Origin of the sequence: Blautia sp. JLR.GB0024, from assembly GCF_037000545.1 — a bacterium.
Taxonomy (GTDB): domain Bacteria; phylum Bacillota; class Clostridia; order Lachnospirales; family Lachnospiraceae; genus Blautia; species Blautia celeris.
On record NZ_JBANBF010000002.1, the window covers coordinates 231,341 to 247,981 of the forward strand.

Genomic DNA, 16,641 nt, shown 5'->3' on the forward strand with positions numbered 1-16,641 from the left:
TTTGCCTGTAGGTGTGAGGGGTTCTGAATAGTTGGTAGATTTAGATATATGGAATAAAAAAATGTGAATGGAGGAAGAGTGTTATGAAGATGGAGAAAGTTGTGGGGGAAAGGTTTCGGGAGAGGCCGGCGGACTGTGTGATCGACAGCCATGCTTTGATGGTGAGAGGCGGGTATATGAAGTATGTGGGGAATGGGATTTATTCGCAGTTTGGGCCGTTGAGGAGAATCTGCAGGAAGATTGAGGGGATTATTCGGGAGGAAATGGATGGGATTGATGGGCAGGAGGTGCAGTTTCCTGTTGTTATGCCGGCCTCGCTTTGGGAGGAGTCGGGGAGATATGAGAGTGTGGGGAGTGAGCTGCTGCGGTTTTCGGATAGGAATGGGAGTAAGATGGTACTGGGGATGACACATGAGGAGGCTTCGGTGCAGTTGGTGCGGGAGTATGGAAAGAGTTATGCTAAGTATCCTTTTATGATTTATCAGATTCAGACAAAGTTCAGGGATGAGGCAAGGCCGAGGGCAGGGCTGATCCGGGTGAGAGAGTTTACAATGAAGGATGCTTACTCATTCCATACTTCTCAGGAGGACCTAGAGGAATATTATCAGAAGTGTTATCATGCTTATGAGAGGATTTTTGCAAGGGCCGGGATTCCGGAGACGATTGCCGTGGCTTCGGATTCGGGGATGATGGGCGGCAGTCTGTCTCATGAATTTATGCTGCTGACTCCTGTGGGGGAGGACTCTGTTGCGGTCTGCCCGGAATGCGGGTTCAGGGCTAATGTGGAGATGGCTGAGAGTATTGTTGAGAATCCGCAGGATGATGTGCAGGAGGAACTGAAACTGGTGTACACACCGGATATTCATACGATTGAGGATGTGTGCGGATTTTTGGGGATGCCTGAGGAGAAATCCTGTAAGGCTGTGGTGTATCAGAAGAATTCGGATGACAAGTTTGTGGTGCTGTTTATCCGCGGGGATCTGGATGTGAATGAGACAAAGGTTACCAATTTCCTGAAAAGTGAGATTCGTCCGGCGGAAATAACGGAGGAATCTGGACTGCATCCCGGATTTATCGGGCCCTATGATCTTCAGGGGGATTTTACGGTGCTCTATGACAGGTCTTTGCAGGGGGGAATGAATCTCTCCTGCGGCGGTAATGTGGAGGAACATCATTATACAGGACTTTGTATGGAAAGGGACTGCCCGCAGGCGGAGTATCATGATTTTGCCAAAATTTCAGAGGGCGGCGTGTGTCCCGGATGCGGTAAGCATACGATTCAGGTGTGCAGAGGTATTGAGGTGGGAAATATTTTTCAGCTCGGTACAAAGTATACGGAGAGTATGGGGATGCAGTATCTGGATAAAGATGGGAAGGAAAAGTATCCTTTGATGGGGTGTTATGGGATAGGAATCGGAAGGCTGGCAGCCTCCGTGTGTGAAGCACATCATGATGAGTACGGGCCAATCTGGCCTATGGCCATTGCTCCCTGGCAGGTGCATCTGTGCTGTGTAAGGCCGGATAATGAGGAAGTGAAAGCATTTGCGGATAAGCTGTATGAAGACCTTCAGAGGCAGGGCGTGGAGGTGCTCTATGATGACAGGAAAGTGAGCGCCGGGGTTATGTTCTCAGATGCGGATCTTATGGGTGTGCCTGTGCGTGTGATCGTCAGCCCGAGAAATATGAAAGAAGGGTGCTGCGAGATCGTGACAAGGGATAAAAATGTTCAGAAGAAAGCGGCGCTTCAGGATGTTAAAAAGGAGATTGCAGTGCTGATTAAGGAATTGTCTGGGAAAGGATGAGAAAATGGAACAGCAGAAGTGGCTGGATGAGGCTTTATATGAATATGGAAGAAAGGATTACTATCCATTTCACATGCCGGGGCATAAACGGGAATTTTGTCCGGGGACGCTGAAAAACCCTTATTTGGTTGACATAACTGAAATAGACGGGTTTGACAATCTGCATCACGCCGAAGGGATTCTGCTGGAGGCTCAGCAGCGGGCTGCCTCTCTTTACGGGGCGCGTGAGACATGGTATCTGGTAAATGGCAGCACGTCGGGAATTTTGGCCGCTGTGTCCGCGTGTACGTCCAGAGGCGGTGAGATACTGATGGCAAGAAACTGTCACAAGGCAGTTTATCACGCGGCTTATCTGAGAGGACTGACACCACATTATCTCTTTCCGGAGGCCGAAAAAAGTGTGGGATTGAACGGTGGAATTTCGCCTGAGGCTGTCAGGGAGATGCTGGAGAGGTATCCCGGAACAGAGGCAGTGCTTATCACGTCTCCTACTTATGACGGAGTGGTGTCTGATGTGAAGAGGATTGCGAAGATTGCTCATGCATTTCATGTGCCTTTAATCGTGGACGAGGCACATGGGGCGCATTTTCCGTTTTCGGAATATTTTCCGGAATCCGCGCTTGCATGTGGGGCGGATGTGGTGATTCATAGTTTACATAAAACTCTGCCATCGCTGACGCAGACCGCGCTTCTGCACAGGAACAGTGAGAGAGTGAGCGAGGAAAAGCTCAGGCGTTTTCTGGGGATTTATCAGAGCAGCAGTCCGTCTTATCTGTTTATGGCCGGGATGGATGCGTGCGTAAGGCTGATCCGGGAAAAGGGGAAGGAGCTGTTTGCGGGCTATACAGAGAGGCTTAAAACCTGCAGGGGGAGACTGGCGGCCCTTAAGAATCTGCATCTGGTGAGTAAGGATGAGATTTTGGGACGGGATTTAGTGTATGACCTGGATGAATCAAAGATTCTGATTTCTACGGCAGATGCGGAAATAGATGGGGCAAAGCTCCATGAAATTTTGCTGGAACGGTATCATCTGCAGATGGAGATGGCGGCAAGCCAGTATGTGATCGCGCTCACCGGCGTAATGGATACAGAGGACGGGTTTGACAGGCTGGAGCAGGCGCTTCTGGATATTGATCGTGAAACGGAGAGAACAGAAGCAGCGAGGGATGGGATTTGTACCTATATCGTCGGTGAAGTCTGCACATCTATAGCGGAGGCTGTGGAAGGGGACCAGGAGGAAATTAACCTGTCGGACAGTGAGGGAAGGATTTCTTCGGAATATGCGTATCTGTATCCGCCCGGAATCCCGTTTCTGGTTCCGGGAGAGAGAATCAGCAAAGATGTATTGCGGCAGATTTGTATCTGGAAGGAACAGGGTCTGGACATTCAGGGCTTAAATGACTATACTCTAAAGAAGATGCACGTGTTAAAAGATGTTTGAAAGTAACGATTCGGCAGGTCTGCGCATTTACTGCGTTGCCCTTAAGAAAACACTTTGCAGCGAAGCAAAAATCCTATTGCCAAAGGTGAATATGCATGGATTTTTGCCTGTAACGGTGAAGATATTGAACAGTTACGTTTGAGAATCCATTTCTACAGTCCGTGTACCAGCCGGGGAAGGTGTCCCATGGTTGGAGGAATAATAAGATGAAGGCATATTCTTTGAAATTGCCGGGCGGGGATGGAAATAAGAGACAGAGGAACAAAAGAATGGGCAGAATTTTTTATATTATGGGTAAAAGCTCTTCCGGTAAAGATACCATTTACAGCAGACTTCTCCGTGACAAGGAGTTTGGTTTAAAGAATGTTTTGTTATATACAACACGTCCGGTCCGACAGGGGGAGGCTGATGGGAGAGAGTACCACTTTGTGGATGAGGAGCGTTTCAGACAGTTTATGGATGAGGGAAAGGTGATCGAGTACAGAACTTATGAGACTGTGCACGGCCCCTGGACTTATTTTACGGCGGATGACGGGCAGGTGGATTTGAAGGTGCGCAGTTATCTGGCAATCGGGACGCTGGAGTCCTATGAGAATATGAAGAGATATTTTGGGGAGGAAAATGTCTGCCCCATTTATGTGGAAGTGGAGGATGGGGAGCGCCTAAAACGGGCCCTCGCCAGGGAAGAATTGCAGGAGAAGCCCCGTTATGCGGAAATGTGCCGGCGTTTTTTGGCTGACACAGAAGATTTCTCGGAGGAGAACCTGGAAAGAGCGGGAATCAAAAGGCGTTTTCAGAACGTGGAGCTGGAAAGCTGTATGGAAGAAATCCGGGAGTATATCCGCAGCCGGAGCGTCTGATATCCATTCCGGGCACGGACAGCGGCTGTTTGTACATTATTTGGAAGGTCCCGGAGTTCTTGATGCTTTGCGGGGCAAGGAAACCTGGGACCTGTATCAGGTTATCTGTAAAGCAGGGAGAAACCGCGGTGGTGTCTCCCAAATTACCGGCGAAAACCCAGGACAGCATTCAAATTATCTGCAAAGTATGCAAAAACAGTAGCCGGGCGGCTCAGAATTACCGACGAAAGCCTAAGATGACATTCAAATTATTTGTAAAGCCAGCAGAAACCACGGCCAGGCCGCCCAAAATTACCAACGAAAACCCAAGACAGCATTCAAATTATCTGTAAAGCAAGCAGAAACAGTGGCCGGGCGGCTCAGAATTACCGACGAAAGCCTAAGATGACTTCAAATTATTTGTAAAGTAAGTAGAAACCATGGTTGGGCCGCCCAAAATTACCAACGAAAACCCAAGACAACATTCAAATTATCTGTAAAGCAAGCAGAAACCACGGCCGGGCCACCCAAAATTACCAACGAAAACCCAAGACAACATTCAAATTATCTGTAAAGCAAGCAGAAACCACAGCCGGGCCGCCCAAAATTACCAACGAAAACCCAAGACAACATTCAAATTATCTGTAAAGCAAGCAGAAACCACGGCCGGGCCACCCAAAATTACCAATGAAAACCCAAGACAACATTCAAATTATCTGTAAAGCAAGCAGAAACCACAGCTGGGCCGCCCAAAATTACCAACGAAAACCCAAGACAACATTCAAATTATCTGTAAAGCAAGCAGAAACCACAGCTGGGCCGCCCAAAATTACCAACGAAAACTCAAGACAACATTCAAATTATCTGTAAAGCAAGCAGAAACCACAGCCGGGCCGCCCAAAATTACCAACGAAAACCCATGACAGCATCCAAATTATCTGTAAAGCATGCAGAAACAGTGGCCGGGCCGCTCCGAATTGCCGACGAAAGTCCAAACAGTTCACACAACCACAGTATTCGGGAGTGGACACCAACCGGGGATGAAATAATAGAAAAGTAAGAACACCAGACGTTGCAGGACCCGGAAAACCTGTGCTATAATGATAGAAACGAGCCGGTGCAGGCCGGCTCTGAATATAAATGCCCTTATTGCAGGGCGGAAGGATAGAGGTGATTGCAATGCAGGAAGTTGAAAAGGTATTAGGACATGAGGAGGTTATCCGCCATTTACAAAATGCGGTTGCCATGGATCAGGTTTCTCATTCCTACATTTTTGCAGGAGAGAAAGGGAGCGGAAAAAAACTTCTGGCGAAGCTGTTTGCCATGACATTGCAATGCGAGAAGCACGGAAAAGAGCCGTGTCTGCAGTGCGGCTCATGTAAAAAGGCCATGAACAGGAATCATCCGGACATTATCTATGTCAGCCATCTGAAACCAAATTCCATTGGTATTGAGGATATCAGGGAACAACTCATTGCGGATGTGGAGATCAAACCCTATACAGGGCCTTATAAAATATATATTGTGGACGAAGCAGAGAAGATGACAGTCCAGGCACAGAACGCTCTTTTGAAAACCATTGAGGAGCCGCCGGCCTATGCGGTGATTCTGCTTTTGGCGAACAACAATACCAGTCTTCTTCCAACCATCACGTCCAGGTGCGTGACCCTGAATTTCAAACCGGTCAGGGATGATCTGATCAAGAGTTATCTCATGGAGGAGCTGCACGTACCGGACTACCAGGCAGAGGTCAGCGTGGCGTTTGCCCAGGGAAATGTAGGGAAGGCTAAGCAGATCGCAACGGCCGAGGATTTTGCCGACATGATGGATGCTGCCCTGAAGATTCTGAAGAAGGGGGACGGCATGGAGGTCTACGAGATGGTGGATGCCATCAAGACACTCTCAGAGGAGAAGCATACGGTATATGAATATCTGGACCTGTTTTTAGTGTGGTTCAGGGATGTGCTGATGTTCAAAGCTACAAAAGAAGTGGACGGGCTGGTGTTCCGTCAGGAATATAATGCAATCAAGGATCGTGCAGACAAGAGCTCTTACGAGGGACTGGAGAAAATCATCCAGGCGATCGAAACAGCTAAGACACGTCTGCAGGCAAACGTTAATTTTGACTTAACCATGGAACTTCTGTTCCTTACAATCAGGGAGAACTAAGATGACAAGAGTGATTGGAGTCAGATTCCGGAATGTGGGAAAAATCTATTATTTTTCTCCAAAGAATCTGGAGATAAAATCCGGCGACCATGTAATTGTGGAGACCGCAAGAGGTGTAGAATACGGAAACGTGGTTCTGCCCCCCAGGGATGTAGAGGATGAGAAGGTGGTTCAGCCTTTGAAAGAGGTCATCAGAATCGCCAATGCACAGGATGACAAGAAAGAGGAGAGCAACAGAAAGCGGGAAAAAGAAGCATACCAGATCTGTCTGAAGAAGATCAAAGAGCACGGGCTTGAGATGAAGCTGATCGATGTGGAATATACATTTGACAATAATAAAGTACTCTTTTACTTTACCGCGGACGGACGGATTGATTTCCGTGAGCTGGTGAAGGATCTGGCAGCTATCTTTAAGACACGCATTGAACTGCGCCAGATTGGTGTCAGGGATGAGACAAAGATTCTGGGAGGCATCGGAATCTGCGGGCGTGCCCTGTGCTGTCATACTTATCTGTCTGAATTTGCACCTGTTTCCATCAAAATGGCCAAGGAGCAGAATCTCTCTCTGAATCCCACCAAGATTTCAGGAGTCTGCGGAAGGCTTATGTGCTGTCTGAAAAATGAGGAAGAGACATACGAGGAGCTGAACCGGAAACTGCCGGTTGTAGGAGACAGAGTGAACACACCGGAGGGGCTCAGAGGCGAAGTACAGAGTGTAAATGTGCTGCGCCAGCTTGTCAAAGTCATTGTAGATGTGGATGACGAGAAGGAAATCAGGGAATACGCTGTGGAGGATCTAAAATTCAAACCGCGGCAGAAAAAAGAAAAGATAAAACTGTCTGATGAAGAATTAAAAGCATTAAAGGAACTGGAGAAATGAAATCTCTGATTATGGAAAATGAACGTCTGGATGACCTTCAGAACGGCTACATGCTGATTCAGAATCCAAAACAGTTTTGTTTCGGAATAGACGCAGTGCTTCTCGCCTGGTTTGCCAGGGTAAAACCGGGTGAGAATGCATTGGATATGGGGACGGGGACTGGTATCGTCCCTATTTTGCTGAAAGCCAGGTACCCGCAGGGACATTTTACGGGACTGGAGATCCAGGAGGAGAGTGCGGCGCTGGCCAGACGGAGCGTGGCTTACAACGGACTGGATGCAGATATTTCCATCGAAACGGGTGACATCAGGGAGGCGGCGAAGACTTTCGGAGCATCCTCTTTTGACGTGGTCACCACCAACCCGCCTTATATGATCGGAAGTCATGGTCTCGTAGGGGAAAACACGGCAAAGACCATTGCCCGCCACGAAACCCTCTGTACACTGGAGGATGTGATCTCCCAGGCAGCCTCTGTTCTGGTGCCGAAAGGGAGATTCTACATGGTACACAGGCCATTTCGTCTGGCAGAAATTATGTCAACCATGGTAAAATACAGGATTGAACCCAAAAGGATGCGCCTTGTCTATCCCTATGTGGACAAGGAACCCAATCTTGTGCTCATAGAGGGTATGAGAGGCGGAAATTCCAGGATTACTGTGGAAAAGCCGCTGATCGTTTATGACAGACCGGGAGTCTATACGGATGAGATACTGGAGATCTATGGACGGAAGCGGCAGGAAACGGCTGCGGGAGAAGAGGAAACATGAGCGGAAAATTGTATTTGTGCGCCACACCTATCGGCAATCTCGAGGATATGACCTACCGGGTGGTGCGTATTTTAAAAGAGGCGGATCTGATCGCGGCAGAGGATACCAGAAACAGTATCAAGCTGCTGAACCATTTTGACATTAAGACGCCCATGACCAGTTATCATGAATATAATAAGATAGATAAGGGAAGATATCTGGTGGAACAGATGCAGGCAGGGAAAAATATTGCACTGGTCACAGATGCGGGAACACCCGGGATCTCAGACCCCGGCGAGGAGCTGGTAGCCATGTGCTGGGATGCGGGGATTACGGTGACCGCCCTTCCGGGAGCGGCTGCGTGCATCACAGCACTGACCCTGTCGGGACTTCCCACAAGGCGGTTTGCCTTTGAAGCTTTTCTTCCCTCAGACAAAAAGGAGAAGAGAAAGGTTCTGGAGGAGCTGAAAAATGAGACCAGGACCATTGTATTATACGAGGCGCCTCACCGGCTTGTAAGGACACTCCAGGAGCTGTTGGAAGCTCTTGGCGAGCGCAGGATCTCCGTGTGCAGGGAGCTGACGAAAAAGCATGAGACCATATTCAGGACTACATTATCGGAGGCGGTCACCTATTATGAGACCAATGCCCCCAAAGGAGAATGTGTGCTGGTTTTGGAAGGTAGAAGCCGGAGTGAGATGGAAGCTGAGGAACAGCAGCGCTGGAGTGAGATGCCGTTAAAGGAACATATGGAGTATTATGTAAACCAGGGAGCCGACAGGAAAGAGGCGATGAAGAGAGTCGCAAAGGACAGAGGAGTCAGCAAACGTGACATTTACCAGGCTCTTTTGGAAGAGGAGTAGAGGTACCGGGCAGTGCAATACTGTCCGAAAGAGAAGGGGATCATAAATGGCGTACCATTACAGAAAAAAAGAACAGGAACGACGAAAGAGGGAAAGGGAGCGGAAAGTAAGGCGGATCAAGCTTATTTTCGGAATGGATCTGGCTCTGGTCCTGGTGCTTCTTGTCATTCTGGCTGTGAGCAGAGGCATGTCTGCCGGTTCCGGAGAAAAGGAGACAAACGCAAAGGCCGAGACAGCCAGGTCAGAGGCTAGTCAGGATAAGGAGACAGTCCAGGACAAAACGGCAGCCCAGGACAAAGCGGAGAAAAAAGACAGTACCGGGGATGCGGATAAGAAGTCGGGTGCAGGCGGGGAAGAGAAAAAGGCAGAGGAACCCGTAACGATCACAGTCAGCGCAGCGGGAGACTGCACACTGGGAACCGATGAGTTCTTTGACTGGAGTGACAGCCTTCCGGCTAAATATGAGGAAGTGGGAGATCCGGCTTATTTCTTTCAGAATGTTCAGCCGATTTTTTCGCAGGATGATCTGACCATTGTGAATTTTGAGGGAACCCTCACAACCAGTGAGGAACGCGAGGACAAACAGTTTGCATTTAAAGCGGATCCCGCCTATGCAAAGATACTCACTGCGGGCAGTGTGGAAGCGGCAAATATGGCAAACAACCACAGTAAGGATTATGGTGAGCAGAGTTATACAGATACCATCAAGGCCCTGGAGGATGAGGGAATCACCACATTTGGATATGACAGGACTGCTGTGATGGAGATAAAGGGCGTAAAGGTGGGGCTGCTGGGCACCTATGTCCTGAGGGAAGGCCTTGGAATCAAGGATTCCATGATTGCCAACCTGGAATCCCTGAAAGAACAGGGAGCGCAGATTATCATCGCCAGCTTTCACTGGGGTTCAGAGAAGGCATATGAACCGGACTCCACACAGATTGAGCTGGCACACGCAGCCATAGACAACGGGGCGGATCTGGTCCTGGGACATCATCCCCATGTGCTGGAGGGGATAGAAGAATATCAGGGGAAGAATATTGTGTACAGTCTGGGCAATTTCTGCTTTGGCGGTAATGCCTATCCGTCTGACATGAACACCATGATCTTCCAGCAGACATTTACCATAAAGGATGGAGCGCTGCAGCAGGACAATGTGAAGAATATCATTCCGTGCAGGATTTCCTCTGAGGATGGATATAATAACTATCAGCCGACGCCTGCCAAGGGAGAGCAGGGGGATGATATATTGAAGAAGATTAAAGAGTATAGTTCCTGGGTGCAGGGATAAAGGGAAACGGCAGCAGATTTTGCAGGAAAAATCTGCTGCCGTTTTAATAAATTTAACAGGGTTCAAAATAACCGGAACTGGCTTTTAGCCTGCCGTAATTCTGCCGCATATATTTTTTGCCGAATCCAATACAACGTCCATCCTGGTCTATGAAATACCTGTATATTACAAGCAGTGGATCGGATAGTTCACACTGCAGTGTATGTGCTGTTTTCTCATCTCCGGATTCCACACCTATCTCCATTTGGGTGCAGAAGGCGAAGGGAGCTGTCTTTGCGGCAACGATTTCGGGAAAAACAGAATAATTAATTTCATTTTCTATAATAGGACATCCCTTATCATAAGGGATATATTTAATGTCAAAGGCAGCAGGGATTCCATTCCTGGAAATGACTCGGCTGATTTCAATTACTTTATCAGACGAATTCAGTTCTAAAGCATTTCTGATTTCTTCTGAGGGTTCGATCACTGTGATATTTCTGTATTTCGTTTGGTTTCCGGAATCATCTTCGGAAAAAGACATAGAGAATACATTGTGCTGAGGAGACGATATATAAGAACCCTTTCCGGCTCTGGAATAAATGAAACCTTCTTTTTCCAGTATATTTAAACTTTTTCGCACCGTCTCGCGGCTGGTATGATATTGGGTAGATAATACATTTTCAGAAGGAAGTAAATCCCCGGGATTAAATTCACCACCCATAATTTTCCTGCGCAAGGATCCTGCTATCGTAATGTATAGAGGCTCTCCAAAGGTATTATTATTTTTTTCCATAGCTTTTTGCTTTCATAGAAGACTTGCAGATTACAGCAGTTTCGATGGGGTCCTGTGAATAGGCATCTGCACCGATATATTTACTGGTTTCTGAAGTCATGCAATTTCCTCCTACGATTATTGTGGCATATTTATCTATACCGGCAGCTCTTAAAGCGGTTATGGTTTCTTTCATTTCCTCTACACAGTAAGACATGACACCGCTTAGGGCAATAATATCTGGTTTATTTTCTTCCGCAGTCCGGATAAACTGTTCCGTATCAACGTCTGTACCAAGGTCAATTACTTTAAAGCCCTCAGCCCGAAGGGTACTGCAGACAATATCTTTTCCAATATCATGAATATCATCTTTCATTACACCGCACAGGACGGTGCCAACAGTTTCAGCGCTAAAGTCTGCGGACTGACTAACAGGGAAATATGTAAGGGCCTTTTGGTAAATTAGTCCGGACACAATTAAATCGGCAAGAAAGTATTCGCCCTTTTCAAATAGTCTGCCAACTCTTTTCATACCTTCGTTCAGAAGTTTTTGAATTTCACGAGTACTTATATTTTCTTCCAATAAGGTCTTTACACAGTAGATTACCTGAGCTTCGTCAAGGCTTTCCATAGCGCAGACCAATTGTTCTTCCATTTAATTTTCCTCCCTCCATGTGGTGTTCCGGGACAGTACAGCCACATTCTTCCATCCAGTATACCATACCAGTATATTCAACTCAATATAAACAAAGGGCACTAATAAGTGTATAGATCCTCGATTGAAATTTCTGAGCCGGCAGGAACCTGCAAAAACCGTTCGGCAGGCCATGGACCTGATAAGAGCTGGGACAGATACCTGGTCGAGGCCGGAATGATTTTTGGGGATAAGTCAAGAGTCCGGGCAATCTTTGTAGTCTCCTCCATAAGTGCGTTCATAGGGCAGATTTTCGTGTCGAGAAGGCCGAGAGTGCGGTAGTGACCAAACATGGCATTGAAAATTTCACGTCCTGTTTCAATCCCATATTTTTCAACAGTATATTGATATTCTACCCAGATATTTCGTTCACCTTTCAGCCATCCCTTTGAGAGAAAATATGTTGGATTTGTGTGATTCAGCTCGGATTTTACAGATACGGAGCCCAGGAGCAAAGATATACAGTCATCTACTCTTGGCAGTATCAGTGTATAGTTGCCGGTTTTTAAATGGAGAACAGAGTTTCCGCAAAATCCAAATGCCATGATTACCAGTTCCTGGCCAGTGATTTTGTCTAATTCTTCCTGTAAGCGCTCGTGCAGATGGGCGGGATTATTATGCAGACCGGATTCCAGCCATACAACAGGTGGGCATATTGACAGGGATTTCATAACATAATACAACTCTTCTTCTAAGGTTTTGCAGGCAATAATTGTGGATTTCATTAAAATGCCACCTTTCTTTTCAGGAATATAGAGAAGATAATCTGCCCAAATTATATCCTGTTTTTTTAATCAAGTCAAATATAGATTTGCAATACTGGATAAAAATAAAAAATAACAGAAAATAAACTGTTATATAAAAAGGTGTAAAAAAATATTGACAGAAAGATATTTACGGTCTATACTTGTACATACAAGTATAGACCGATATTGAAGATAACATTAAATCAGAAAGGAGAAAATGAGAGAGGTGACAAGAAAAGCAGCAACTTAGATGAAAAATAGTAGTGGGAGGGTTAAATAATGATTGTAATCGGAGAAAAAATTAATGGGGCAATTCCCGCTGTGGGAAAAGCGATTGCTGAAAGGAACAAAGTATTTATACAGACATTGGCCCTGAAAGAAACAGAGGATGGAGCCGACTATCTGGATGTATGTGCCGGAACGGATGTGGGGGTAGAGTGGGATGCTTTGAAATGGCTGATAGAGACTGTTCAGGAAGTGACAGAAACTCCGCTTTGTCTGGACAGCCCCAATCCCCATATTCTGGAGGCGGCAATGTCCTTGGTAAAGCGGCCCGGCATTATGAATTCTGCTTCGGGAGAAGGAGATAAGTGCAAAGTTATATTTCCATTGCTGCGCGATAATGAATGGAAAGTAATTCTTCTGACATGTAATGATAATGGTATACCTGCAGACGGCAAAAGCAAAATAGAAATAGCAGGCTGCCTGATTGAGACGGCAGAAGGATATGGCATTGATCAGGACAGAATTTATGTAGACCCTCTGGTCATGTCCGTAAGCACAGTAAATTCTTCTATGCTTGATTTTATTGAGGCTGTCAAAGGGATAAAGACACAGTATCCAGATGTTAAGATAACTTCAGGCCTGTCCAACATTTCATATGGTATGCCCTGCAGAAAACTGATCAATAAAGCTTTTCTTGCAATGGCGCTACAGGCAGGTATGGATTCTGCAATCATGGACCCCGGAGACAGGGAGATGCTGGGCACTATTTTAGCAGCTGAGGTCTTGATGGGACAGGATAAATACTGCAGGCGTTATAACAGAGCCTACCGAGCCGGGAAAATCGGGAAAAAGAATTCAAAGTGAGGAGGAATATTATGAAATTATACGAAAAGTTAAAAGAAGCTATGGGGAATCTGGAAGAAGATACAGTAGTGGAAATTCTTGACAGTGTTATGGCGGATGGAGGCACAGAAGCGGCAGAGGCATTGGAGGCCTGCCAAAAAGGTATGGATATTGTGGGCAGTAATTTTGAGACAGGTGAATATTTTATTGGGGATCTTATCTATGCCGGTGAGCTAATGACGCAGGCGGCTAACAGGCTTCGGCCTGCTCTTGTAGGTGGAGAAAATGCGCAGCAGTCAGGTAAGATGATTCTTTGTACCGTTGAGGGGGATTTGCATGACATCGGGAAAAATATCGTAAAGGCCATGGTGGAAGCATCTGGTATGGAGGTCATGGATATGGGAATCAATGTACCTCCGGGTAAAATAGTGGAGAAAGCCAAGGATGAAGGTGTTCATATTATTGGTTTGAGTGGTGTACTTACTGTTGCATTGGAAGCTATGAAAGAAACGGTTGAAGCATTTCAGGAAGCCGGAATGAGAAATGAGGTAAGGATCATCATTGGCGGTGCTCCCATAACAGCGGTATCCAGAGAACAGACGGGTGCTGATGCCTGGGCAACCAATCCTCAGGATACGGTAAGAATTTGTCAGCAGTGGGCAGAGGAGATAAAATCCGGAATATGGTAAAAATTACCAATATAATTCTGTTGAAAAGGAGGGGGTTTTATGGATATTATTAAATTAATAGCTACTATTTTTGCGGTAGTGCTTCTGATCTTCGCAATAAGTAAAAAATTAAATGCTACGACAACACTTTTTTCTATTGGTTTTATCATTTTGGCTGTTATAACATTAATAACCGGTACTAGTTCTATGGGAGAGGAGAGTATTGGCAACAGTTTTTTGGATTTATTTGAATTTATAGGCACAAAATTTTCAAGTCAGACAGTGAGTTCCGGTATTCTGATCATGTCAGTAATGGGATTCGTTACATATATGAACCATCTGAAGGCATCTAATTTACTGGCACTTCTTGCGGCAAAACCTTTGCGCAGGCTGAAGTCACCGTATGTGGTTGTCGTGCTGGCTATTGTGGTGGGCGCAATCCTAAAACTTTTTGTTCCCAGTCACTCGGGGCTGACTACTCTGCTCATGGCGACTATATATCCGATTCTGATCCAGGTGGGAGTGAAGAAAAAGACAGCTGTGGCAACTGTTGTTATTTCCGGGGCATTTGATATCGGTCCTGCATGTCCCATCACAAATTTTGTAGTAGCTCTGGATGATGTAAAGAAACTTACTACTATCACAGAATTTTTTATAAAAAAACAGCTTCCGGTTACGGTCATAACAATTATATTAACAACAGTTGTATTTGTACTGATTAACCGGTATTTTGATAAAAAGGAGAAGGAAGAGGCAAATGAGGTTATGGAGGTGCAGGAGGCAAAAGACTTGGGGATTCCCATGTTTTATGCAGTATTACCTATGCTTCCCCTGCTGCTTGTTTTGATTTTTTCAAAACTGGTGGTTGGCACTATAGTCATTAGTGTAGTTGGCGCAAATCTAATTGGTTTCACTGTATCCTTTTTATGTAATCTCATATTTTGCAAAAACAGAGTTACAGCATTTAATGATACTCAGAAGTTTTTTGATGGAATGGGAAACAGTTTTGCATCAGTTATTTCGCTGATCGTTGGAGCTTCTGTTTTTACAGCCGGAATCAATGCCATAGGCGGGATTGCCCTGATTTTAAACGGATTGTCAGGCTCTGGAGCAGGTGGCGGGATTGCAACTGTCGTTGCATCTGCCATTACTACAGTTACCAGTCTGATTACCGGCTCAGGTGTTGCAGCAGTATATGCAATCGCACCTATGATGCCTCCAATATCGGCAGCTACAGGAATGAACCTTTTGAAAATGATGGAGCCTATTATACTCGCTGGTGGAATCGGCAGGGCAGTTGCACCTGTGAGTGCAGCGGTTATTATTGCATGCCGGATGAGTGGTGTGGATTTTATGGATGTGATAAAGAGAAATATCATGCCGGTAATCGTAGCTTTTATTAGTGCTATGGCAGCGGCCATGATTCTACTGTAATAAGTAAGGAGGATACTTATGAGTGAAAGAAAGAAATATGATGATCCGGGAAAACTGTTGAGTGAGAGAAAAGAAATCGTAACAGATACAATAAGGCAGAAGAAAAAACCAAAAAGAATACCCTTGTTTTCTAATGCCTGGACATGGAAAATATGCGATGCTGGCATGAAGATGAGTCAGGCTATGACGGATTACGACAAGTTGTATGAAGCGGTTTGCGAGCATCATGAAAAATACGAGTTTGATTTATATATAGATATGGGAGCCAGAAATCCTATCAGATATATTAAGCAGTTTGGAGAAGGCTTATATGTGATTGATGATAAGAAAAATCATATGAATTTCATTGACACCACAGTAATGGAGGAGGACGAATATCCGGAACTAATCAGAGACGGACTGCAGAAGTATTATTTTGAGAAAGCAATTGTCCGTAAATATGGTTTAAAAGAAACGGAAGATGCAATTCAACGTTTTGGAAATGCTGCCAGAGAATACGATAAATTAGCAGAATTTAATAAACGGGTGGGAGAGCAGTATGTGAAAGGTTTCGGGGTTCCAAAATTTTCGGCATCAAAACCCATGTTTCCTATAGAGGTTCTGTTCTGCGCTCTGCGCGGCATTAAAGGGCTGTCACTGGACTTCCGACGGAATAAGAAATATCTCCCGGATGCTTTAAGGGTAATTGATGAATATTATAAACCGTTATTTGACAAGGCATTGGTAAACTTTAAAGACAGCGATGAAGTATACTTCCCGTTTCGAGCTACCAGTATGGCACATAATATGATGAATCCAAAGCAGTTCGAGGAATTTGCCTGGCCGTATATTAAGAGTTATGTGGATAGTGTTGCGGAACATGATATGGTGGCCTTTATGTTTGTTGAGGGCTCTATCCGGCATTTGATTGATTTTTTCCAGGAGATTCCCAAGGGGCATATCGCATTGCTGATTGAAAATGACGACCCTGCGGAATTGAAGAAGCTTCTTCCGAATGTCACCATTGTAGGCGGTTTTCCTTCAAATCTTTTAGCTACAGGTACGAAGGGGGAATGTATAGAGGAGGCGAAGCGATTAATAGATGTCATGGCCTATGACGGGAATTATATTTTTGGTTGTAATAAAATGCTTTCTTATCCGAATGATGCAAAAGGAGAAAATGTACTGGCGGTAAACGACTATGTACGGGAATTCGGTGTGTTTTAGACTATAATGTTCTGCCTATTATGAACTGTGCAGGGAAAGGAGA

General features: G+C 45.7%; 15 protein-coding genes. 12 read left to right on the forward strand and 3 right to left on the reverse strand.

Features of this window, described 5'->3' with window-relative positions; genetic code table 11:
• Positions 1-83 precede the first annotated feature (83 nt).
• The 8 genes from V8Q34_RS05180 to V8Q34_RS05215 all read left to right on the forward strand — a co-directional run bounded on the left by V8Q34_RS05180 (position 84) and on the right by V8Q34_RS05215 (position 10,028).
• A complete protein-coding gene (locus V8Q34_RS05180; protein WP_335834978.1) occupies positions 84-1,802 on the forward strand; it encodes a proline--tRNA ligase in 1,719 nt (572 codons plus the stop codon).
• Between the two features lie 4 nt (positions 1,803-1,806).
• Complete coding sequence (locus tag V8Q34_RS05185) at positions 1,807-3,243, forward strand: aminotransferase class I/II-fold pyridoxal phosphate-dependent enzyme (protein WP_335834979.1); 1,437 nt, start codon at positions 1,807-1,809, stop codon at positions 3,241-3,243.
• 269 nt (positions 3,244-3,512) lie between these two features.
• The gene (locus V8Q34_RS05190) at positions 3,513-4,103 is read left to right on the forward strand and encodes a guanylate kinase (RefSeq protein ID WP_118743508.1); all 591 of its coding nucleotides are present in this window, start codon (positions 3,513-3,515) and stop codon (positions 4,101-4,103) included.
• A 1,158-nt stretch (positions 4,104-5,261) separates the two neighbouring features.
• On the forward strand, positions 5,262-6,251 hold the full coding sequence (holB, locus tag V8Q34_RS05195) for a DNA polymerase III subunit delta' (RefSeq protein WP_018595388.1): 990 nt from the start codon (positions 5,262-5,264) through the stop codon (positions 6,249-6,251).
• 1 nt (position 6,252) lies between these two features.
• On the forward strand, positions 6,253-7,131 hold the full coding sequence (locus V8Q34_RS05200) for a PSP1 domain-containing protein (protein ID WP_033144218.1): 879 nt from the start codon (positions 6,253-6,255) through the stop codon (positions 7,129-7,131).
• Positions 7,128-7,898 (forward strand): tRNA1(Val) (adenine(37)-N6)-methyltransferase, encoded by a 771-nt coding sequence (locus tag V8Q34_RS05205; protein ID WP_033144219.1) that lies wholly within the window; start codon positions 7,128-7,130, stop codon positions 7,896-7,898. Before V8Q34_RS05200 ends, V8Q34_RS05205 begins: the two co-directional genes overlap by 4 nt.
• The gene (gene rsmI / locus V8Q34_RS05210) at positions 7,895-8,740 is read left to right on the forward strand and encodes a 16S rRNA (cytidine(1402)-2'-O)-methyltransferase (protein ID WP_033144220.1); all 846 of its coding nucleotides are present in this window, start codon (positions 7,895-7,897) and stop codon (positions 8,738-8,740) included. The genes V8Q34_RS05205 and rsmI overlap by 4 nt, the downstream gene beginning before the upstream one ends.
• A 46-nt stretch (positions 8,741-8,786) precedes the next feature.
• Positions 8,787-10,028 carry a CapA family protein gene (locus tag V8Q34_RS05215; RefSeq protein WP_335834980.1) on the forward strand — a complete coding sequence of 414 codons (1,242 nt, stop codon included), beginning with the start codon at positions 8,787-8,789 and terminating at the stop codon, positions 10,026-10,028.
• A 52-nt stretch (positions 10,029-10,080) separates the two neighbouring features.
• Here the strand turns inward: V8Q34_RS05215 and V8Q34_RS05220 are convergent, their stop codons facing one another.
• The 3 genes from V8Q34_RS05220 to V8Q34_RS05230 form a co-directional block, all read right to left on the reverse strand.
• The gene (locus tag V8Q34_RS05220) at positions 10,081-10,803 is read right to left on the reverse strand and encodes a GntR family transcriptional regulator (protein ID WP_335834981.1); all 723 of its coding nucleotides are present in this window, start codon (positions 10,801-10,803) and stop codon (positions 10,081-10,083) included.
• A complete protein-coding gene (locus tag V8Q34_RS05225) occupies positions 10,790-11,437 on the reverse strand; it encodes a cobalamin B12-binding domain-containing protein (protein ID WP_335834982.1) in 648 nt (215 codons plus the stop codon). Before V8Q34_RS05225 ends, V8Q34_RS05220 begins: the two co-directional genes overlap by 14 nt.
• Before the next feature lie 101 nt (positions 11,438-11,538).
• Positions 11,539-12,201: a DUF1638 domain-containing protein gene (locus V8Q34_RS05230; protein WP_335834983.1), complete on the reverse strand. Its 663-nt coding sequence runs from the start codon at positions 12,199-12,201 to the stop codon at positions 11,539-11,541.
• A gap of 300 nt (positions 12,202-12,501) precedes the next feature.
• Between V8Q34_RS05230 and V8Q34_RS05235 the strand changes: the two genes are divergently transcribed.
• Genes V8Q34_RS05235 through V8Q34_RS05250 form a run of 4 tightly spaced genes read left to right on the forward strand, consistent with a single transcriptional unit; the run spans position 12,502 to position 16,598 of the window.
• The gene (locus V8Q34_RS05235; RefSeq protein WP_335834984.1) at positions 12,502-13,311 is read left to right on the forward strand and encodes a methyltetrahydrofolate cobalamin methyltransferase; all 810 of its coding nucleotides are present in this window, start codon (positions 12,502-12,504) and stop codon (positions 13,309-13,311) included.
• An 11-nt stretch (positions 13,312-13,322) separates the two neighbouring features.
• Entirely contained in the window at positions 13,323-13,979 is a 657-nt protein-coding gene (locus V8Q34_RS05240; protein WP_335834985.1) for a cobalamin B12-binding domain-containing protein, read from the forward strand.
• A gap of 39 nt (positions 13,980-14,018) precedes the next feature.
• A complete protein-coding gene (dcuC, locus tag V8Q34_RS05245) occupies positions 14,019-15,392 on the forward strand; it encodes a C4-dicarboxylate transporter DcuC (RefSeq protein WP_335834986.1) in 1,374 nt (457 codons plus the stop codon).
• An 18-nt stretch (positions 15,393-15,410) separates the two neighbouring features.
• Positions 15,411-16,598: a uroporphyrinogen decarboxylase family protein gene (locus tag V8Q34_RS05250; protein ID WP_335834987.1), complete on the forward strand. Its 1,188-nt coding sequence runs from the start codon at positions 15,411-15,413 to the stop codon at positions 16,596-16,598.
• Positions 16,599-16,641 lie beyond the last annotated feature (43 nt).